Origin of the sequence: Botrimarina mediterranea, from assembly GCF_007753265.1 — a bacterium.
Classification (GTDB): domain Bacteria; phylum Planctomycetota; class Planctomycetia; order Pirellulales; family Lacipirellulaceae; genus Botrimarina; species Botrimarina mediterranea.
Window position 1 is genome coordinate 5,152,425 of record NZ_CP036349.1, and the last position, 20,012, is coordinate 5,172,436.

Here is a 20,012-nt window from a genome sequence, read left to right on the forward strand (position 1 = left end):
GTCGGCGAAGAGCCGTTACGACACGGAGGCGAGCCGGGAGCGTCAGCGACCGGAGGGAAGCGGGCGCCGGGTGCCCTCCGGTCGCTGACGCTCCCGGCTCGCCGCGCTGATGCTTGGTCGTGCTGACGTTTGCTTGGTGACGCTGTCGCACTCAATCCTTGGAGTCGCTGCCATGCCGCGCTGGTCGCGTTTTGTTGCGTTCGCCCTTGCCGTTTGCCTCGCCGTCTGCCTGGGCAGCTCGGCTGTCGCGCAGGAGTTGTTCTCGGGCATCACCGGGCCGCTCTCGGTGCAACCCGTGCAGGACCGTGGCGTCGTGAACGTCCCCTACATCACGTGGGGGGGCGACGCGGCGACGTTCTACGCCAACGGCGGGCTCGAGACGACGGGCGACTCGATCTACGGCCGCTCGGGGCTGAAGCTCAAGCTCACCGCGGGCGACGACTTCGTCCAACAAGTGCGCGACTACGTCGGCGGCAAGACGCCGTTCCTCCGCGGCACGTTCAGCATGCTCGCCCAAGCGAGCGAGGTGATCGGCAAGGACCCGCGCACCAAGCCGGTCGTGATCCTGCAGCTCTCGTGGAGCGCCGGCGACCACATCGTCGCGCGGGAAGGCTTGAAGACGCTGAACGATCTCAAACGTTCAGGAAAGAAGGTTCGCGTCGCGTGTCAGCAAGGCGGACCGCACGTCGGCCTGCTTTATGACGCGCTCGCCGCGGCGCAGTTCACCAACGACGATGTTGAGATCGTCTTCGTCAAAGACCTCACCGGACCAAGCGGCGCGGCCGAGAAGTTCCGCAGCGACGCGTCGATCGACGCTTGCTGTGTGATCACGCCCGACATGATCGGCCTCACCGGCGGCCTCGACTCGAAGGGGACCGGCGCCGAAGGGACCGTCAGCGGCGCCCACGTGCTGGTCTCAACGCAGAACATGTCGCGCTCGATCGCCGACGTCTACGCGGTGCGGAGCGACTGGTTCAAGGCGAACCGGCCCTTCGTCGAGAAGTTCGTCGCCGGCTATCTGAGCGGCGCCGATGTGGTGAAACCCCTGCGTGACGGCTTCGAAGAGTCTCAGAAGCTGTCACCGGAGTACCGCAAGTTGCTCGCGATGTGCCAGACGATCTTCGGCGAAGAGGTGCTGCCAACGCTCGAGGTCGACGCGCACGGATTGCTGCTCGATTGCCGCTTCGTCAACCTGCCGGGCCAGATCGCGTTCTTCGAACAGTCGGGCAACCTCAACGGCTTCAACGCCAAGCTGGCTTCGTCCCTCGACCTAGCGACAAAGTGGGGTTACGCGAAGGGGCGATATGGGTTCGACCCCGCGGGGCTCGACTACCAGAAGATCGCAGTCATGGCGGGCGTCGCCTACGCCAAGCCCAAGATGATTGTCGAGGGCGAGGGCGTCGGCGAGTTCCTCGATGACGACCTCGACGAGAACACGATCGTCAGCTTCACGATCGCCTTCGAGCCCAACCAGACCGACTTCTCGGTCGATCGGTACGGCGCCGAGTTCGATCGGGCGCTGAAGTCGGCGAGCACCTTCGGCGGCGCGGCGGTCGTGATCCGCGGCCACAGCGACCCGACCAAGACGCTGGTGCAGCTTGTGAAGGCGGGACTGGAGAAAGGCATCCTCCGCCGCACCGGCACGCAGGGCGACTACCGCTACTTCATCAACTCGGGCGGCCAGTCGCGCGAGCTCGACCTCTCGCAGATGGACCAGATGGTGCAGCTGATTCAAACCGGCGCGTTCGAGGGCTCGGCCGACAGCCCCCAGCAGACGATGCAGGCGGCGCTAAACCTATCGCTCGCCCGCGCCGACGCGGTCCGCCAAGCGATCGCCGCCTACGCCCGCAAGCAAGACATCGCTGTCAACCTGTCGCAGCTGCAACCTGTGGGCGCCGGCATCTCCGACCCCGTGATCGCCAAGCCGACAAGCATGGCCGAGGCGAAGCAGAACATGCGCGTCGAGTTCCGGATCGTGAAGGTAAACCCGGAGGCGCTGCAGGAGTCGGATTTCGATTTCTGAGGGGATATGGGGACGGGGGCGCTTGCGGCTTAGCAGCGTTGCAGCACATGCGTCGCATGATCATGCAACCGCATCGCGAGGAGATATTGGGGATGGTCGATTGGTGCGCGGCGTAACAAGGAGACGCTTTGGTCCCCCTCCCTTTCAGGGAGGCCCTTCCTCGGGAAACGAGGGGGAGGGTGAAACGTTTCGGGCTGTGTTAGCTCTGTGTACCGAACTGCTCAAGAACCAATAGCTGTTTGAGCGAGGATGCGCTGGACGCCGCCGACCCTCCCCTAGCCCCTCCCTGAAAGGGAGGGGGATAAAGCGCTGAGCGAGCTTGCGATTTAACGAGTTGCGGCGAGCCGGCGACGTTAGTCGTCGGTGTGAACGACGAGTCGCTTTCCACTAAGTTCAACTTCCTCACAGCGAGCGAACCCAATGCACCGATGGTTGGCGGTTAGCTTCGCGATACTCACGGCGGCGTTGGCTTCCGCGGCAATAGCCGATGCGGGGCTGCACGTCGTGGTGATCCTCGACAACTCGGGCTCGATGGCCGAGCGGATGCCGGGGGGCGGGACGCGGATGGACGCGGCCAAGCGTTCGCTACAAACGGTGCTCGACCGCGCGCCTGCCGACGCGGAGGTGGGCGTGCTGCTGCTCAACCCGCCACGGGTCGGCCAGGATTGGCTGCTGGAGCTCGGGCCCGTCGATCCGGCAGCGACCCGACAAGCGATCGAGCGCGTGATGGCGGGCGGACCGACGCCGCTGGGCGGCGCGATGAAGACGGCGACCGACGCGCTGCTCGCCGCGCGCGAAGCAAACCGCTACGGCGACTACAAGCTGCTGGTGGTCTCCGACGGCGAGGCGACCGACGGCAATCTCGTTCAGCGCTATCTGCCCGAAGTACAAGCGCGCGGCGTGCTAGTGGACGTGATCGGCGTCTCGATGGCGCAGCAGCACAGCCTCGCCACCCGCGCGAATACCTACCGCAACGCCACGGACCCGGCGTCGCTCGAACAGGCGATCTCGGCGGTGGTGCTCGGCGAGACTTCGGGGCGTGCGCAGGACCTGTTCCAAGAGTCGGACTTCGAGGTCCTCGCCCCGATGCCGGCGGAGATCGCGGCCGCGTCGCTGACGGCGCTGGCGACTCAGCCCAACACGCCCTTGAACGGAACGGGGGTGGTTGCGAGGGGCGACGCCGCTAAGCCGCCAGCGCCTTGGCAAGCGGCTCCGAATCCACAACCGGCGCCCCAACCCAACGCGCCCGAGAACGGCGGCGGATTCTCCCGGCTGTTCATCTTCCTCGTGATCGCGTTCTTCATCGTCACCCGCCTGCTGTCCGCCAAGAAGAAATCCAACCGCTATCGCTAACGACTTCCCGTCATTTAGCCCCCGGTCATTGACCGGGGGCTAAATACAACCGCCACCGGCTCGATCCAAGACACCGTCATCGGCGTCTGGAGACGCCTCCTACAGCATCAGCTCTCCCCTACAAACCGTTGTCCAAAGCAAAACTCCTCGCCGTCGCGATCGTCTGGCTCGTCATCCTCGGGTTTGGGGTCGGCGTCTGGCGGTTCGTCTTTGCGCCGGCGGTCGCCAAGACCCAAGCGGAGCGTGAGGCCGAGGAGCGGCAGCGTGGCGGATCCGAAAGCCTGTACCGTTCGCAGGTTAAGCTCGCGCTGGATGGCTTCAGCGGCTACGCCGTGCTGCGTTCGCCGGAATTCGCCGAGGAGATGCGGAAGACGGGCGTCCGGCTGACGATCACCGACGACGGCGCCGACTACCCCGCACGGCTCGAAGCGCTGCGCCGGGGCGACGCCGATATGGCGGTGTTCACGATCGACGCCCTGGTGAAGACGAGCGCGGACGCGGGGCAACTGCCGGCAACGATCGTCGCGCTGCTCGACGAGACGGTCGGCGCCGACGCGATCGTCGCCTACAAGGAGACGATCCCCAACATCGACGCGCTCAATCACCCCGACACGCGGTTCGTGCTGACGCCCGACTCGCCGAGCGAGACGCTCGCGCGGGTGGTGATGTCGCGTTTCCAACTCGACCAGCTCGCCAGCGACCCGTTCACCAAGGTGAAGGACGCCGCGGCCGTGGTGGCGCGTTACAAGGACGCGCGGCCCGTCGATCGGTTGGCGTACGTGCTTTGGGAGCCGTACGTCACGCAGATGCTCAAGAACCCGAAGGTGCACGTTGTGGTCGATAGCTCGCGGTTCCCGGCGGCGATCACCGACGTGCTGGTGGCAAGCGACGATTTTGTAGCGAAGAACCGCGGCACGGTCGTCGATGTCGTGAAGGCTTACTTCCAAGCAAATTATGCGTTTCGCGAGGAGGCGGCGCGCGTCGAGCTCGTGAAACGCGACGCGGCCAAGAGCGGGACGAAGCTCACCAGCGAAGAGGCCGAGCGGCTGGTCGACGGCGTGTGGTGGAAGAACGCGCGCGAGAACCTCGCCCACATGGGGAAGGCCGACAGCGCGTCGCTGCCGCTCTTGGAAGACATGATCGCGTCGATCACGGCGGTGTTGATCGAGACGGGGGCGATCGCGGCCGACCCCACGGACGGCAATCCCAACTACCTCTATCTGGCGTCGGTGTGGGACGACCTGCAGGGGTTCCAGCCCGGCGCCTCGGGCGAGGAGGTCCGCGGCGTGCGGCTGCCGGCGCTCACCGACAAGCAGTGGAACGCGCTGACGGCGGTCGGCACGGCCCGGGCGCCGACGCTGGTCTTCGCAAGAGGGACCGACCGACTCACCGAGCGGAGTCAGTCGCAGCTCGACGCGCTCGCTGGCGTGCTCGCCTCGACCCGTTACTATGTCACGGTCCGCGGCAACGCGTCGCGGCAGGGAGACCTCGAGGCCAACAAGCGGCTCGCGTCGCAGCGGGCCAAAGCGGTCGAGAGCTACCTCGTCAGCCACGGCGTCGATAAAGACCGACTCCGCGCGATCGGCGTCGACCCCAGTGGCGAAACTTCGGTTACCTTCGTGTTGGGTGAGCCTTCCTATTGAGGACGCAATGCAGGAAAGGAGATAGGGGGATGAAGGGGGGATACGGGGGATGGTCTTCTGATTGGGCTAGTAGCTCGGCAAGAAAATCCTTCAACGGGAGTCCTTGTAGGAGGCGTCTCCGACGCCGATGACGCACCATGTCGAGTACGGCAAGGACACCGCAATCGGCGTCGGAGACGCCTCCTACAAGAGCACAAGCATGAAAAGGATCGCCATCCGGAATCACCCCGCCCCTGCAACGTCCATCCCCCTTATCTCCATTCATCCCCCTATCTACTTTCCTGCAATCCGCACACCACCAAGAAGAGTTGAGAACCGCGTCACCTGATGGACGAAGTTAAGAAGAAGGTGCTGCTCGACCTCTTCGTGTCCCCGTGGACGCTCGTCCCGACCGTGGCCGGCCTGAGTGCCTGGATGCTCTCTTGGGGCGCGGGGGGGAACCTGACGCTCAACCTGATCGGCCTCGCCGGGGTGCTGATCGGCGCGGGGGTCCAGGCTTCGCGGTTGATCTTTGGCGTCGAGAAGCTCACCGAGCAGGCGCACAACTACCAAGAGGCCAAGAAGCAGGCCGACCGCCGGGCTCATCTCGACGCCCTGGCGATGAAATTGACCCAAGATAGCGACGAGCGCGACGAAGAGTGTCTGCGGCGGTTGCGGGCTTTGCACGAGCTGTTCGAAGAGGACCCGCCCCGCAGCGCCGCGACGATCGCTATCCGCGACAACGTGCGGCGGCTGTTTGACGCATCCGTCCGGCACCTGGAATACTCGCACGAGCTATGGGAGAAATCGCGTAAGCTGCCCCCCGGCACGCGGGCGCCGCTGCTCGAACAACGCAGCGCCGCGGTGGACGAGGTGGTGCTGACGGTGAATCACCTGATGCGGACGGTCGAGCGCTACAACGCCCTGCAAGCCAAACGCGACAACAATGACAACGAGGACCTGGCTAAACTCCGTGAGGAACTCGACGCCACGATCGAAGTCGCCCGCCGCGCCGACGAGCGGATGGAGTCGCTAGGCGAGTCGCGGGTTTATGACGAGAAAGAGTTTGAGTAGGAGCTGTTAGCGATTCGTTGTTAGCGGTTAGCTATTCCAGGGCTAACTGCTTTCAAATCGCTAACGGCTAACAGCTAACCCCTAAAGGCTTCCTATGTTCCGAGCCATCGGCAAGTACGCCCGTGCGGTCTGGTACCTGGTCACGTTCCGCATCGACAAGGCGAGCGAGACGCTCCGCATGAACCCGGGGGTGGTCTCGGCGAACTACGACCGGATCATCCACGAGAAGCGCGCGCGGATCAATCAATACAAGGACGCGATCGCGGCAATGGTCGCCCAGGAGGAGACCAAGAAGCAGAAGCTCAAGGGCCTCACCGAAGAGATCCAACGGCTGGAGAAGCTCAAGGCGGGCGCGGCGGCGAAGGCGCAGCAGGTGGCCGCGCAGCACAACGGCGACCCCGAGGCGACGCGCAACGACCCCGAGTACCTGAAGTGCCAAGCGGCCTTCAAGGACTTTTCGAGCACCCTCGCCGAGAAACAGGCTCGCGTCGCGGAGATCGAGACGGACCTCGAGCAGTTGGTGGAGAACGTCAACCGCCACAAGGTGCAGATCCAAACGCAGATGCGCGACCTGGAGAAGCTGGCCGAGGAGAAGCACGACGCCGTCGCGACGATCCTTTCGGCAAAGGAAGAGAGAGAAATCGCCGACCTGATGTCGGGCATCGCCGACGACAAGACCAGCGAAGAGCTGCGTGAGTTGCGCGAACTACGGCAGAAGGCCTCGGCGGGGGCGCGGGTGAGCCGCGAGCTGGCGGGCCTCGACACCAAGCAGGCCGAGAACGACTTCCTGCAGTACGCGTCCGACAGCCAAGCGAACGACGAGTTCGACGCCCTCATCGGCATCGCACAGAAGCCCGACACGGATTCTCCCGCCGCGGATAAGACAAGAATCCCCGAAGGCTGACGAAGAGTCGTTTGAATTGCGGGAGGCGTCTCCAGACGCCGATTACGCGCACTACCCCGCATCGGAATGGATACCGTCATCGGGGTCTGGAGACCCCTCCCACAATCAATCTGGTCGTTGAACCCTCACCACCGCAGAATCCAATCCACGGTCCGCACAGCGGACCCTACCAGGAGAAGCCATGCGATCACTACTCGCTTGCTCACTCGTCCTCGTGGCCCTTGCCGGCTGCACTAAGCAGTCGACGACAACGCCTGGCGGCTCGTCTGCGACGCCGCCGAAGGACGCGCCGGTGCTCAGTCTTGCTTGGAGCGAATATCCGAGTTGGAGCGTTTTCGGCGTCGCTCATGAGAAGGGCCTGCTCAACAAGGCCGAGGGTGAGATGGGTTCGATCGAGAAAGAGCTAGGCGTTGACATCGTCCTGGTGCAGGCCGACTACGAGGCTTGCCTTAGCCAGTACGCCAATGGCACGGTGGACGCCGTCTGCATCACGAACATGGACGCGCTCGCCCCAGCGACGGGACGTGACTCGGTCGCGGTGCTGCCGACCTCGACCAGCGCCGGCGCCGACGCGTGCATCGCCGTCGGGATCGATTCGATCGAGGCGCTGAAGGGAACGCCGACCTACGGGCTGGAGAAGTCCGTTTCGCAATACGCCTTCGAGCGCGGGCTCGAGGTCGCCGGGCAGAACCCGGATGACTTCGAGTTCAAGAACATGGACCCGGCGAACGCCGCCCTCGCCATGCAGACGGGGGACGATGCGGTGAAGTCGATCATGGTGTGGAACCCGTTCGTGCTGCAGACGCTCCGCGACCGCGACGGCTCGAAGCGGATGTTCGACTCGAAAGACATCCCCGAAGAGATCATCGACATGGTCGTGGTCGGCAAGGACGCGCTCGGCAAGCCGGGCGCCGACAAGTGCGTCGAAGCCGTGCTGAAGGCGTTCTACGAAGTGAATAAGCAACTCGACGCCGCCGACACGCGCGAAGCGACGCTCAAAGCGCTGGGTGAGAAGTTCAGCAGCCTCGGCGCCGAGGACATGGAGATCGTCGTCCAAGAGACCAAGATGTACGCCACGCCCGACGCGGGGGTTGGCCTCTTCGAGAAGGAGGAGTTTCAAGGAACGACGATGCCCGCGGTGGTCGAGTTCTGTGTCACGCACGACATCGTTAGCGAGAAGCCGACAGTGGGCTTTGGTGACGCGGCGGCGCAGCTCAACTTTGATGCGTCGTATATGAAGGCGTACGACGCGAAGTGAACTTCGCGTGTCGCGCCGGGAATCCGTGTCCCTTATTTAGCCCCCGGTCAATGACCGGGGGCTAAGTGAAGGGGCGAATCGTCAATTCATCGTATGATCCGCCAACCGATCCGCCGCACGACGCGCGTCGCCCTCTTTGCCGTGGCCGTGGCGGCGCTGGTGGGGGGTTACGCATGGATGTCGCACCGGGCGCACGTCGCCAACCCGAAGAACAAGACGCTGCCCAACCTCTCGCAGTTCGTCGAGGGCTGGCAGCGGATGATCAACCACGAGGGGGGCATCGAGTTCTTCGAGGACGTGCGCGCGTCGGCGTGGCGGCTTGGCCTGGGCGTGGGCGGCGGCGTGCTGTTGGCGTTCGTTGTCGGATTGGCGATGGGGTGCTTCCCTGCCGTCGAGGCCCTCTTGCTGCCGCCGATCTCGTTCTTCGCCAAGATCCCGCCCACCGCGATGCTCGCGGTCTACTTCGTCTTTTTCGGCGTGACCGGCGTGCAGATCTTCGTCGCGCTGATCGCGTTCGGCATTTTCCCGACGCTGGCCCAGTCGATCGCTCAAGCGGCGCAGCAGGACGTCGATGAGCACACGATCAACAAGTCGTACACGCTCGGCGCGTCGCACTTCGAAGTGGTCTGGGAAGTGGTGCTGCGGCAGATCCTGCCAAGGATCATCGAGAACGCCCGGCTCTCGGTCGGCCCGGCGATGGTCTTCCTGATCGCGGCGGAGTTCGCGCTGGCGGATGTCGGCTTCGGCTACACGCTGCGGATGCAGTCGCGGCTGCAGAACATGAACGTCGTCTACACCTATCTGGCGATCCTGGCGGTCGCGGGGCTGGTGATCGACGGGGTGCTGATTCGGCTGAGGCGTTGGCTCTGTCCGTGGTTCAGGGCTTAGGGAATTACAACTGTAGGAGGCGTCTCCCGACGCCGATTACGTTGTCCTAGCCGAATCGGCATGGTGCGCGTAATCGGCGTCTGGAGACGCCTCCTACAAAGTAGCCCTACAACTCTCTCACCCGCACGCCGTCCGATACGCGGTCACTCGGGTGGATGACCACGGTGTCCCCCTCGGTGATCCCTTCGGTGATCTCGCAGAGGGTGTCGTTGCGGCGTCCGACGGTGACGGGCGTGAGTTTCGCGACGCCCTCCACGACCTTGAAGGCTGACCAGCGGTCGCCTTGACGGAACAGCGCGCTCGCGGGGACGGTGACGACGTCCTTCGCTTCGTCCGTGACTATGCGGGCTTCGACGCGGAAGCCGTCGCCCAGGTCGCGGCGCTGGTCGGGTGGGTCCACTAGGTCGATGATCGCGTTGACGCGTTGCTCTTCGACACCGAGCGACGAGACCTTGGTGAAGCCCGCCGGCTCGATCAGCCGCACGCGGCCTTCGAGCGGCCTGGCGCCTCCCCATCGTTCGAGGATCACCCGGTCGCCGGGCTGGATCGCCACCGCGTCACTCGACAACACATCAACCTCGACCTCCAGGTCCGAGGGCGCGCCGAGTTCGAGCAGCGGGGTGCCTGCCGTCACAACGGCGGAGCTTTCTTGGAAGACGCGTAAGACGCGCCCGTCGATCGGTGACCGGATAGGGAAGGCCCATTCTTCGACCTCGGACGGGCCGTTCTGTTGCGAGCGGATCAGCGCCGCCTTGGCTTGATCGAGCTCGAACTCGGCGATCTCCCGGGCGTACTGCGCGACACGGATCCCCTCGGCAGCCATCTTGTGACGCGTCTCGGCCGTCTCGAGCTCGCTCTGCGTCAGGCCGCCTCCGGAAGCGGCCTGACGGACTCGCATCATCTCCGACTCGGCGTTGTCGGCCTCGATCATCGCGCGTTCGATCTCGATCGCCGTCTTCGCCAGCAGCGCCTGCGCCGCGTGGACACGGGCCTCGGTCTGAGCGAGCGTCCGCGCGTCAAGCAACTCGGGGTCGCGCGGCTCGAGCACGGTGAGCACCGTCTTATCCGCTTCGACCGTGTCGCCGGGATCGAGGTCGATCCGCAAGAGCCGCCCCGACAGCGGCGCCGAGACGACGTACTTGTCCTTGATGCGTGTCTTGCCGTCCTCATCGACGGTGACGAGCACCGTGTCCCGTTTCGCCTGCGCCATCTCGACCGGCGTCGGCTCGGGCCAAAACGCGAGCACGAGACCCGCGACGACGAGCCCGCCGATGGTGAGGAAGAACGCTTTACCGAGCCAATTTTGCATTTTGTAACCGCCAAGACGCCAGGAGCGCCAAGGATCGCCAGGAATCTTATGGACGCATTGAAGGCCCTTTATGCCTGTTGTTCTTTCGCTACAAGGGTAAGAAGAGAAGAACACTACTCACCGCTAATCAGCACTAATGATTTCATCTCATTCGCCTTAATTAGCGGCAATAAGTGTTCCTGCTTCTTCCATCCTGGCGATCCTTGGCGCTCTTGGCGTCTTGGCGGTTCATCTTTTAGTCACGTGATTTAAGGACAGCGATAAGGTCGAGGTGGTCGAGGCTGCGTCGCACCAGGAGGCCGGAGACAGTTGAGGCGGCGAGGACCACCGAGGTTGCTACTCCGTAGGTTGATCGCTCCACCACCAGTGGGAAGCGGAACACCTCTTGGTCCACCATTGACGTCAGCCCCCAAGCGAAGCCGTAGCCCATCAGCCAGCCGAACGGCAGCGCCACAAGCGTCAAGAGGCCGAGCTCGCCCAAGAGGATCGTCGAGATCTCGCCGCGGGTGAAGCCCACCACGCGCAGCGTCGCCAGCTCGCGCGAGCGCTCGCTGAGGGCGATCCGGGCGCTGTTGTAGACAACGCCGACCGCGATCACGCAGGCGAAGAAGAGGTTGATCTTCTTCATGGTACCGAGGTTCTTCGCCATCGTGTCTTGAAAACTCTCCAAGGCGTTGCGTTTGACGGTAACGCTCGCCACCTTCGGGATCTCTTTGAGCTCTCGGAAGGTTTGCGATTCGTAGAGCGAGTCGGTCTGCAGGTAAGCCGCGTTGACGCGCGGCCCCTCGCCCATGAAGCGGTTGAGGTTGTCGAGCGTCGTGTAGGCGTTGAGTCCTTGGAGGTCGTCGATCAGCGAGACCACAGGCAGGTCGGCGTCGGGGCGTTTGCCTTCGAGCGTCTCGACCCGCACCGAGTCGCCGGGCTCGACGTCGAGCAGGGCCGCTAGTTTCCGCGATAGCATCAGCCCGCCACGCGGTGGTGCATAGACTGCGCCCGAGCTGTCTACCAGCCGCATCAGCTGGCCCTCTTCCGAGAGGCCCGACAGGGCCACGCGGCGTTGCCGTTGCCCGTTATGCAGCCGGGACGGCACGGTGCGTAGCGGTTCGGCGCGGAGCACGCCGGGGACGTTGCGGAACTCGTGCAGGATGTCGGGCGAGTCGGGCTCGATGGTCGCCGCCATCATATCGAACGCCTGCACGCGGAAGAATTGCTGCTCCATCGTGAAGTCGATCGCGTCTTGGACGAACTGCCCAACGACGATGATCGCCACACTCAAAGCAATGGCGAAGATCGAGATCACGCTCCGCATCGGGCGGCGTTCGAGCTGGCGGATGATCATCCGGGCGACGTTCGGCACGTACCGACCGAAGCCGATGCGTTCAAAGAACGTCGGCTTGAAGGACGCCGGCGGCTCGGGCCGCATCGCCTCGGCCGGGGCGACCCGCACGGCGCGCCAGATTGAGCCGATCGCGCCGAGCGTCGCCGCGCCGCCGGCCGCGGTGATGGCCGTGGCGATCACCGACGGCTTGATGACGATGATCAGCTCGGGGTACTGGTACACCTGCGCGATCATCTGCGTGAACACCCGCGCAAGGTACGCGCCGCCGGGGATGCCGATCGCGGCGCCGAGCAGGATGATCATCAGCACCAGCTTCAAGAAGTGCCAGCCGATCTGCACGTTCGAGTAGCCGAACGCCTTCAGCGCGGCGATCTGCTCGCGCTGCAGCGCGAGCACGCGGCTGAGCACGACGTTGAGGAGGAACGCGGCGACCGACAGGAAGATGGTCGGCGCCACGGTGCCGTGGACCTTGAGACCGTCGATGTCGCTGGTGAGCAAGAGGTGAGAGAGTTGGTCCTTGCGGCCGTACGCCCCGACGCCGCCGTAGGGCGCCAGCAGATTATCGACTTGGAAGATGACCTGTTCGAGATTGGCGTCGCGGGCTAAGCCGATCGACAAGTCATTGAAGGCGCCCTCCATGTTGAAGGCCATTTCGAGCGCCTCCTCCTGCATCCAGAAGACGCCAAAGCGCTTCGCGTCGGGCACGAGGTCTCCCGGCTTCACCATGAAGACGTACTCGGGCGACAGCACCACGCCGACGATGCGGAGCGTCTTCTTGCGGCCGTTGAGGATCGCCGTGACCGAATCGCCGACACGGAGGTTGTTGGCGTCGACAAATTTCTCGCTGGCGAGCACCTCGTCGTCACGCCCCGGAGCGAGCAACCGGCCGCGGCGCAAATAGATGCGATTCAGTGAAGGCTCGCGTCCCTCGGGTAGCGAGATCAACGTTCCGACAGCGGGTTCGTCGAGCCCCGGCACATCGAGGTTGACCCCCTCAACAAGGCGGGTTTCGACCCGCGTGACGCCCGGCAGGTCGGCGAGGCGCGTCCTCAATGAGTTCGGCGCTCGCTTCGCTTTGCCAAAGACATCCGCGAAATTGTGACGCTCATAGAACCGGTCACGCGTGGTCTCGAGCGACGCCAGCAGAGTGCGAGACTCGATCCAGGTGGCGATCCCCGCCGACACCACCAGCGCAATCATGATCGCCTGCCCGAGCATCCCGCGCAGGTCGCGTAGCAGCTTTCTATCGAGCGCGGAGATCATTTTGTGCACCACGAAGGCACGAAGGGGCACTAAGAAGAATGGGACGCGGATGCACGCAGATTTAATGGATGGAAAGAGATCAGGATCAGATAGCCGTAGGGTGGGTCGCGACCCACCAGCAGCGGAGCTTGTTTAGGGTTCTTGGTGGGTCATGACCTACCCTACATCTGTCTGTATGCTTCCTTTGTTCCTTCGTTACTTTGTGGTTCAAAAAAGCAGAACTACCACTCAAGCTCGCTGGCGGCGATCTTTGTTGCGTTGTGTTCTTCGCCGGCGATGCGGCCGTCGCTGATGTGGATGACGCGGTCGGCCATCTTGGCGATCACGGCGTTGTGGGTGATGACGGCGGTCGTGGCGCCGAGTTCGGCGTTGACGCGCTGGATCGCGTCGAGCACGAGGACGCCCGTATGAACGTCGAGCGCGCCGGTGGGTTCGTCGCAGAGGAGCACGTCGGGGCGTTTCGCTACGGCGCGGGCGATCGCCACGCGTTGCTGTTCGCCGCCCGACATCTGTGACGGGAAGTGATTCATCCGATCATCGAGGTCCACCAGCTTCAGAGCTTCGGTAGGATCGAGGGGGTTGGGGGAGATCTCGGTGATGAGGGCGACGTTCTCCCGCGCCGTGAGGCTCGGGATCAGGTTGTAGAATTGGAAGACGAAGCCGACGTGGTCGCGGCGGTAGCGGGTCAGCGCCGTGTCGTTGAATGCCGTCAGCTTTTCGCCGCGATAGAAAACATCGCCCGAGGTCGGCGCGTCGAGACCGCCGAGGATGTTGAGTAGCGTGCTCTTGCCACTCCCCGAGGGGCCGAGGAGGACGACGAACTCGCCCGGCCAGAGGTCGAGATCGACGCCGTTGAGTGCGTGGACTTCGATCTCGCCCATCTTGTAGGTCTTTATGACCGACCGGGCCGAGAAGACGGCCTGCTTCACGTCGCTGTCGGGCGCCTTGTCAGCGGGATTGCGAGCTGCCATGCGCTGCTAGAGCGGGGACGTTGGGGCCGGGGAGGTCGCTGTAGTATAACGGCGTGGGGGTGCGTCGGAACGACACGGCTCACAGCCCCCCGTCCCTAGCCCCTAGCCCCTCCCCAACATGCACCTCGGCGACTTCCAGCAGCTCATCCGCGACATGTACCACGAGAAGGACGTCGCCCGGGGCGTCGATGGGACGTTCATGTGGCTGATGGAAGAGGTCGGTGAGCTAGCAGCGGCTCTCCGAGAAGGCACGCTCGAAGAGCAGAAGGGCGAGTTCGCCGACGTCCTGGCGTGGCTCACCACGATCGCCAACGTCGCCGGTGTTGATCTCACCGAGGCGATCCAAGCGAAGTACGGCAGCGGGTGCCCCGGGTGCGGGCGCATGGCTTGCGTTTGCGCGGATTCAGAGAAGCCGTAGCCGGTAGACCTCGGCCTGTGGGGGGCGTCTCCCGACGCCGATTACGGTGTCCCGGCCGAACACGGCGCTGTGCGCGAAATCTGGGTCTGGAGACTCCTCCCGCAGCCAGGTTTACCGCCAATAAAAAAGCCCGTGGCTAGCGCGCTAGCCACGGGCGAATTCTCGTCTGTTATTTTACAACCTTACTCTTCGCTCACGACCTCTTCGCCGTTGCGCGAACCCATCGCCAGGTACACGTCCATGTCGATGTCGTCGGCGAGGCCGCGGACGCTGCCGTCGCCGAACACGAACATCGTGTTGCCCGGGTGGAAGCTGCCGAACGGCAGGTTGTTGTAACGGACCGACTTCTCCGCTCCCGCGGGGAGCGCGGGGCGGTCCTCTTCGAGGTGCAGCCGATAGTAGCCCACTTGGTCGAGGTCGGCGTTCGGCGGGATACGGCGGTCGAAGTTCTTCGCCGCGGAGACGGCCGTCTTCTGCTGCGGCCCGCGCGGCGGCCCCGGCGCCGAGGGCGTGTCGTTGGCGCTGTAGTAGCTGCCGAACGTCCAAGTGCGGAGCTGGTACCAGCGTTCGCCGGCCATCGCCGTTTTGCTGAGCCCGTCGATCGCCTTGCGGAGCGGCGTCAACGCGTCAACCACCATCAGCCCGTCCGTGTTCACCGGTCCGAAGTCTCCGCTGACGTTCGCCTCGTCGCCGACGCATTGGTCGCCACGGCTGCGGAGGCACTCGGTAACACCCGAGCGGCTGAAGTAAGACCCGAGCACGCCGGCGTACGACATCACACGGAAATCGTATTTGCGTCCGCGGACCTGCTCGACCTCTGGGTCGGTGGGGCACGTGTACTGCGAGATCGCCGTGCTGTTGGCGAGCTCGAGCGTCTCGGCGTCTTCGGCGTAATTCGTGTGAATGTCCGCGGAGACGGCGGCCTCTTCCATGAACGGCAGGATGTAGACCTGCCAGCCGAGGCCATTGAGCCGTTCGGCGGGAGAGTTCGACGACGCGGGCGGCAAGCCGTTGCGTGACGACTCGTAGTTCAGACAGGCGAGACCGATCTGCTTGAGGTTGTTCTGGCATTCCGAACGCCGCGCCGCCTCACGCGCCGCTTGCACCGCCGGGAGCAGCAGCGCAACGAGGATGCCAATGATGGCGACCACCACCAAGAGCTCCACGAGCGTGAAGCCGAACGCCTTTCGATTCGAAGTAGTCACAACAAGCCGTGCCTCAAAGGAAGAAAGGGCACGCAGTTTCCGGTGAAGAACAGACACACCGGGGCGGCCCCAACGCCTAGACTACAAAGACGACTCGCGGCCTTGGACCCCGAAGACGCTACTGATTTTGCTAGCTCGTGGAGACGGTGGGATGTCTCACGCAATGCCGCAACGATGCAAAGAGACGTGCTGTTCCGACCGCAAATTCGAGACGCGTTCGCGAGACCTTCCTGCGCTGTCCCGGGTTGACGCGGCTTCGCCAGTTCGCGCCACCCCCTCGATAGGTTCCAATCGAAGACCTCTCCGCCATCCGCAACCCGACTTCCGCCATCTCTCGCCGTGCCCAAGTTCCAACTCCAGAGCGACTTTCAGCCCGCCGGCGACCAGCCCGCGGCGATCAAGGCCCTCGTCGATGGCTTACGATCCGGCAAGCGTGAGCAGTGCCTCATGGGCGTCACCGGCAGCGGCAAGACGTTCACCATGGCGAACGTCATCCAGGAGCTGCAGCGGCCCGCGCTGGTTCTGTCACACAACAAGACGCTCGCCGCCCAGCTCTACAGCGAGTTCAAGGAGTTTTTTCCCAACAACGCGGTCAGCTACTTCGTCAGCTACTACGACTACTACCAGCCCGAGGCCTACATCCCTCAGCGGGACATCTACATCGAGAAGGACGCGTCGATCAATGAAGAGATCGACCGCATGCGGCTGGCGACGACCAGCTCGCTGGTGAGCCGGCAGGACGTGATCGTCGTGGCGAGCGTGTCGTGCATTTACGGCTTGGGTTCGCCGGACGACTACAAGGCGATGATGGTTGGACTTGCGGTCGGCGACATCGTCGATCGCGACGAAGTCTTGGCCAAGCTGATCGACATCCAGTACGACCGCAATGACACCGACCCGGAACGCGCCAAGTTTCGCGTCCGCGGCGACTCGGTCGAGATCTGGCCCGCCTACGAGGAGTTCGCCTACCGCATCGAGTTCTGGGGGGACGAGGTCGAGAAGCTGTCGATCATCAACCCCACCAGCGGCCAGGCGATCGACCACCTCCAGCAGATCTACATCTATCCGGCCAAGCACTTTGTGCTTCCCGAGGAGCGGATCGAAAAGGCGATCAATCAGATCAAGCTCGAGCTCTCGGGGCGCCTCGAGTTCTTCAAGAACGAGGGCAAGCTCCTCGAAGCCCAGCGTCTTTCCGCGCGGACGCGCTACGACATCGAGATGATGCTCGAAATGGGATATTGCCCGGGCATCGAGAACTACTCGGCGCCGCTGTCGGGCAAGGCGCCGGGCGATCCGCCGAATACGCTCTTTGACTTCTTTCCCAAGGACTACCTGCTGTTCGTCGATGAAAGCCACGCCACCGTCAGCCAGGTCGGCGCGATGTACAACGGCGACCGCGCGCGGAAGACGACGCTCGTCGAACATGGTTTCCGCCTCCCCAGCGCGCTTGACAACCGTCCGCTGAAGTTCGAGGAGTGGCAAGAGCGCGTGGGCCAGTGCGTCTATGTCTCGGCGACGCCGGCGGACTTCGAGCTGGAGCGTTGCGGCGGCGAAGTAGTCGAGCAGATCGTCCGCCCCACCGGTCTATTGGACCCAATCATTGAACTATCGCCCGCCCGGGGGCAGGTGCCGCACCTCTTGGAACAGATCAAGGAACGCGCCGCGAAGAGCGAGCGTGTGTTGGTGACGACGCTCACTAAGCGACTCGCTGAGGACCTGTCGGCCTACCTCACGGAGAAAGGCGTCCTCTGCAAATGGCTGCACTCTGAGCTTGACGCCTTCGAACGCGTCGAACTGTTGCGCGACTTGCGACTAGGGAAGTTCGACTGCCTTGTGGGCGTGAACCTGTTGCGGGAAGGCCTTGACCTGCCGGAGGTGTCGATGGTCGCCATCCTTGACGCCGACAAAGAGGGCTTCCTGCGGAGCGAGACTTCCCTGATGCAAACCATCGGCCGCGCGGCCCGTAACATCAACAGCAAGGTGATTCTTTACGCCGACAAGGTCACCAATAGCATGCAGAAGGCGATCGACGAGACCGAACGGCGCCGGACGCTGCAACAAGAGTACAACAAGGAGCACGGCATTACGCCTGAGACAATCAAGAAGGCGATCCGCCGCGGTATTGAGTCCGACGCTGCCGCCCATCAGCGCGCGAACGCCGCCGTGGGCCGCGACGACGAAACGCAGTACGTCACCGAGGAGTACATCAACGAGCTTGAAAAGGAGATGTACGACGCGGCCGACCAGATGGAGTTCGAACGCGCCGCGATCCTCCGCGACCGGATTGAGAAGATGCGTGAGTCGATCGGCCAGAGCATCAAGAGCGTCGAGGCGGGCATCAAGAGCGCCGGCAAAAACCGCAAAGGAAAACGCGGAGGTACGAAGAAGGCGAAGGTGCCACGGCCGAAGAAGGGCGTCTAGCGATCACTTCTCGCATCGCTACACATCAGCCTCAGCCGAGGGCGGCAGCCCAGGGCCGAACTACGAGAAGACTCGCGCAAAGCCGCCAAGGCGCAAAGCTGGCGTGGCGTTGACTGCTTCACTTCTGTTGCATTCACTCGGCGACGCAAACTAAACTATCAGCCATGGACACGACGCAGGACCTCCACGGTTTCAGCCAGTTCTTGGCGAATCGGCTCGCCGCTGGCGATAGCGCGCTCCCCGAGGAGATGATTGCCCTCTGGCGATCCGAGCACCCGTTGCCTACCGAGATTGCCCAGAGCGTTGACGCTTTGCAACTCAGCCTCGACGATCTCGAAGCCGGCCGCACCGAAGACTTTGATATCGCTAACGACGCCATCCGCCAGAGCCACGGCTGGCGCGCCAACTGATGGCGTACCAGCTCCGTTACACGGCGACGGCTGCAACGGAGTTGCGGGCGACTACCGACTGGATCGCCGAACGCGCCCCAGATACCGCCGAACAGTGGTTCGAAGGGTTTGTCGAGTTGCTCGCGACGCTACGGCTCAATGCCCTGGCACACGGTCGGCGCCGGAGAACTCGCTGGTGGATGTCGAAGTTCGGCAGGTCATTAATCGGACAGCAAGCCTCCGAATCAACCGCGCCCTCTACACCGTGACGAATGACACGGTCGTCATCCTCGGCATTCGACGGCCGGGGCAGCGACTGCTGACAAAGCGAGGCCTGCGGGGACGGCTGGCGGAGTAGGGGCTGTCCCACGCCTAGACGCCCAGTCGCAATTTAGGCCAGCTTCGCCGCTTCGCGCCTCCGCGACTTTGCGTGACGCCGCCGCTACAATCCGGCCTTGGATCGGACGCCCCCTTCCGAACCCCCCAAGGCCTCGTCATGCCCCGTTACCGCCACGCCCTGCCGCAGCTTGCCGGCCAGCCGATCCTGACCGACGGCGGGATGGAGACCGTCCTGATCTTTCAGGAAGGGATTGATCTGCCTTGCTTCGCGTCGTTCCCGGTGCTCGATAGCGAGGAAGGCCGGGCGCTGCTGACTCGTTATCTCGATCAACACCTCCAAATCGCTGACGGTCACGGCGTTGGGCTGCTGCTCGAATCGGCGACCTGGCGGGCGAGCCCCGATTGGGTCGCCCGCGTTACCGGCTCGCCCGACCCCACTGCCGGCATCAATCGTGCGGCGATCGATTTCTTGGCGGGCTATCGTGAGCAGAAGTCGCGCGAAATAACGCTGCCGATCAGCGGCGCCGTCGGCCCGCGGGGCGACGGCTACATTGCCGATTCTGCTATGACCGCCGACGAAGCGGCCGAGTACCACCGCACGCAGATCGAAACGCTCGCCGCCACGGAAGCGGACCTCGTCACCGCCTACACGCTCAACTACGTCGAGGAGGCGATCGGCGTCGCGCTCGCGGCGCGTGGCGCCGGGATACCCGTGGCGATCTCGCTCACCGTCGAGACCGATGGCCGACTGCCGACGGGCCAACCGCTCGACGAAGCGATCCAACAGGTTGACGAGGCGACGGGCGCCTCGCCCGCCTACTACATGGTCAACTGCGCGCACCCGACGCACTTTGCGGAGGTGCTCGATGGCTCAAAGCCTTGGACAAATCGCATCCACGGATTACGGGCCAACGCCTCGACGCTCAGCCACGCCGAGCTCGAGGCAATGACCGAACTCGACGACGGCGACCCGGACGACTTGGGGCGCCGCGTCGGTTCGTTGCGTGAGAGGCTGCCGCACCTGTCGGTGCTCGGCGGCTGTTGCGGGACCGATCATCGCCATATCGCCGCAATCGCCGCCGCGTGTTTCGGCTAAGTGATCGCTATAGCGCACTTCATTTTGCCGTAGCGTCTCGCGCAGAGACGCGGAGACGCAGAGGGTCGGCAGCGAAGACTCACGCAAAGCCGCTAAGGCGCAAAGACAAAGATTGGCAGAAGAAAGACCGCGACTGTAGA

At 63.9% G+C, this 20,012-nt stretch carries 16 protein-coding genes; 12 read left to right on the forward strand and 4 right to left on the reverse strand.

Features of this window, described 5'->3' with window-relative positions; genetic code table 11:
- Nucleotides 1–172 precede the first annotated feature (172 nt).
- The 7 genes from Spa11_RS19805 to Spa11_RS19835 all read left to right on the forward strand — a co-directional run bounded on the left by Spa11_RS19805 (nucleotide 173) and on the right by Spa11_RS19835 (nucleotide 9,122).
- Nucleotides 173–2,023: a hypothetical protein gene (locus Spa11_RS19805; protein ID WP_145115924.1), complete on the forward strand. Its 1,851-nt coding sequence runs from the start codon at nucleotides 173–175 to the stop codon at nucleotides 2,021–2,023.
- Between the two features lie 420 nt (nucleotides 2,024–2,443).
- Nucleotides 2,444–3,376 (forward strand): vWA domain-containing protein, encoded by a 933-nt coding sequence (locus Spa11_RS19810; protein WP_145115928.1) that lies wholly within the window; start codon nucleotides 2,444–2,446, stop codon nucleotides 3,374–3,376.
- A 128-nt stretch (nucleotides 3,377–3,504) separates the two neighbouring features.
- A complete protein-coding gene (locus Spa11_RS19815) occupies nucleotides 3,505–5,019 on the forward strand; it encodes a phosphate ABC transporter substrate-binding/OmpA family protein (RefSeq protein ID WP_145115932.1) in 1,515 nt (504 codons plus the stop codon).
- A gap of 327 nt (nucleotides 5,020–5,346) precedes the next feature.
- On the forward strand, nucleotides 5,347–6,072 hold the full coding sequence (locus Spa11_RS19820; RefSeq protein ID WP_145115936.1) for a hypothetical protein: 726 nt from the start codon (nucleotides 5,347–5,349) through the stop codon (nucleotides 6,070–6,072).
- A gap of 94 nt (nucleotides 6,073–6,166) precedes the next feature.
- Nucleotides 6,167–6,976, forward strand: coding sequence for a PspA/IM30 family protein (locus Spa11_RS19825; RefSeq protein WP_145115940.1), 810 nt, complete (start codon nucleotides 6,167–6,169; stop codon nucleotides 6,974–6,976).
- Nucleotides 6,977–7,157: 181 nt separating this feature from the next.
- A complete protein-coding gene (locus Spa11_RS19830) occupies nucleotides 7,158–8,234 on the forward strand; it encodes a type 2 periplasmic-binding domain-containing protein (protein ID WP_145115943.1) in 1,077 nt (358 codons plus the stop codon).
- Between the two features lie 93 nt (nucleotides 8,235–8,327).
- Nucleotides 8,328–9,122: an ABC transporter permease gene (locus Spa11_RS19835; protein WP_145115947.1), complete on the forward strand. Its 795-nt coding sequence runs from the start codon at nucleotides 8,328–8,330 to the stop codon at nucleotides 9,120–9,122.
- Nucleotides 9,123–9,228: 106 nt separating this feature from the next.
- Here the strand turns inward: Spa11_RS19835 and Spa11_RS19840 are convergent, their stop codons facing one another.
- The 3 genes from Spa11_RS19840 to Spa11_RS19850 form a co-directional block, all read right to left on the reverse strand.
- On the reverse strand, nucleotides 9,229–10,431 hold the full coding sequence (locus Spa11_RS19840; protein WP_145115951.1) for an efflux RND transporter periplasmic adaptor subunit: 1,203 nt from the start codon (nucleotides 10,429–10,431) through the stop codon (nucleotides 9,229–9,231).
- A 235-nt stretch (nucleotides 10,432–10,666) separates the two neighbouring features.
- Nucleotides 10,667–13,033 (reverse strand): ABC transporter permease, encoded by a 2,367-nt coding sequence (locus tag Spa11_RS19845; RefSeq protein WP_145115955.1) that lies wholly within the window; start codon nucleotides 13,031–13,033, stop codon nucleotides 10,667–10,669.
- Between the two features lie 221 nt (nucleotides 13,034–13,254).
- On the reverse strand, nucleotides 13,255–14,004 hold the full coding sequence (locus Spa11_RS19850; protein ID WP_145115958.1) for an ABC transporter ATP-binding protein: 750 nt from the start codon (nucleotides 14,002–14,004) through the stop codon (nucleotides 13,255–13,257).
- 118 nt (nucleotides 14,005–14,122) lie between these two features.
- On the opposite strand from Spa11_RS19850, the gene Spa11_RS19855 reads away from it, so the two are divergent.
- On the forward strand, nucleotides 14,123–14,422 hold the full coding sequence (locus Spa11_RS19855) for a MazG nucleotide pyrophosphohydrolase domain-containing protein (RefSeq protein ID WP_145115962.1): 300 nt from the start codon (nucleotides 14,123–14,125) through the stop codon (nucleotides 14,420–14,422).
- 182 nt (nucleotides 14,423–14,604) lie between these two features.
- On the opposite strand, the gene Spa11_RS19860 is transcribed toward Spa11_RS19855, so the two are convergent.
- Nucleotides 14,605–15,627 (reverse strand): DUF1559 family PulG-like putative transporter, encoded by a 1,023-nt coding sequence (locus Spa11_RS19860; RefSeq protein WP_197529533.1) that lies wholly within the window; start codon nucleotides 15,625–15,627, stop codon nucleotides 14,605–14,607.
- Nucleotides 15,628–15,966: 339 nt separating this feature from the next.
- On the opposite strand from Spa11_RS19860, the gene uvrB reads away from it, so the two are divergent.
- The 4 genes from uvrB (at nucleotide 15,967) to Spa11_RS19880 (ending at nucleotide 19,872) form a co-directional block, all read left to right on the forward strand.
- Nucleotides 15,967–18,048: an excinuclease ABC subunit UvrB gene (gene uvrB / locus Spa11_RS19865; protein ID WP_145115971.1), complete on the forward strand. Its 2,082-nt coding sequence runs from the start codon at nucleotides 15,967–15,969 to the stop codon at nucleotides 18,046–18,048.
- A gap of 164 nt (nucleotides 18,049–18,212) precedes the next feature.
- Complete coding sequence (locus Spa11_RS19870) at nucleotides 18,213–18,458, forward strand: hypothetical protein (RefSeq protein ID WP_145115974.1); 246 nt, start codon at nucleotides 18,213–18,215, stop codon at nucleotides 18,456–18,458.
- Between the two features lie 175 nt (nucleotides 18,459–18,633).
- Nucleotides 18,634–18,795, forward strand: a complete 162-nt coding sequence (locus Spa11_RS23350; protein ID WP_231933050.1) for a hypothetical protein — start codon at nucleotides 18,634–18,636, stop codon at nucleotides 18,793–18,795.
- Between the two features lie 138 nt (nucleotides 18,796–18,933).
- Entirely contained in the window at nucleotides 18,934–19,872 is a 939-nt protein-coding gene (locus Spa11_RS19880; RefSeq protein WP_145115983.1) for a homocysteine S-methyltransferase family protein, read from the forward strand.
- Nucleotides 19,873–20,012: the final 140 nt, after the last annotated feature.

Coding starts and splice junctions, on each gene's coding strand:
- Spa11_RS19830 (WP_145115943.1), top strand. CDS start 7,158: ATGCGATCACTACTCGCTTGCTCACTCGTCCTCGTGGCCCTTGCCGGC.
- Spa11_RS19840 (WP_145115951.1), bottom strand. CDS start 10,431: ATGCAAAATTGGCTCGGTAAAGCGTTCTTCCTCACCATCGGCGGGCTC.
- Spa11_RS19820 (WP_145115936.1), top strand. CDS start 5,347: ATGGACGAAGTTAAGAAGAAGGTGCTGCTCGACCTCTTCGTGTCCCCG.
- Spa11_RS19850 (WP_145115958.1), bottom strand. CDS start 14,004: ATGGCAGCTCGCAATCCCGCTGACAAGGCGCCCGACAGCGACGTGAAG.
- Spa11_RS19855 (WP_145115962.1), top strand. CDS start 14,123: ATGCACCTCGGCGACTTCCAGCAGCTCATCCGCGACATGTACCACGAG.
- Spa11_RS19870 (WP_145115974.1), top strand. CDS start 18,213: ATGGACACGACGCAGGACCTCCACGGTTTCAGCCAGTTCTTGGCGAAT.
- Spa11_RS19880 (WP_145115983.1), top strand. CDS start 18,934: ATGCCCCGTTACCGCCACGCCCTGCCGCAGCTTGCCGGCCAGCCGATC.
- Spa11_RS19825 (WP_145115940.1), top strand. CDS start 6,167: ATGTTCCGAGCCATCGGCAAGTACGCCCGTGCGGTCTGGTACCTGGTC.
- Spa11_RS19845 (WP_145115955.1), bottom strand. CDS start 13,033: ATGATCTCCGCGCTCGATAGAAAGCTGCTACGCGACCTGCGCGGGATG.
- Spa11_RS19835 (WP_145115947.1), top strand. CDS start 8,328: ATGATCCGCCAACCGATCCGCCGCACGACGCGCGTCGCCCTCTTTGCC.
- Spa11_RS19805 (WP_145115924.1), top strand. CDS start 173: ATGCCGCGCTGGTCGCGTTTTGTTGCGTTCGCCCTTGCCGTTTGCCTC.
- Spa11_RS19810 (WP_145115928.1), top strand. CDS start 2,444: ATGCACCGATGGTTGGCGGTTAGCTTCGCGATACTCACGGCGGCGTTG.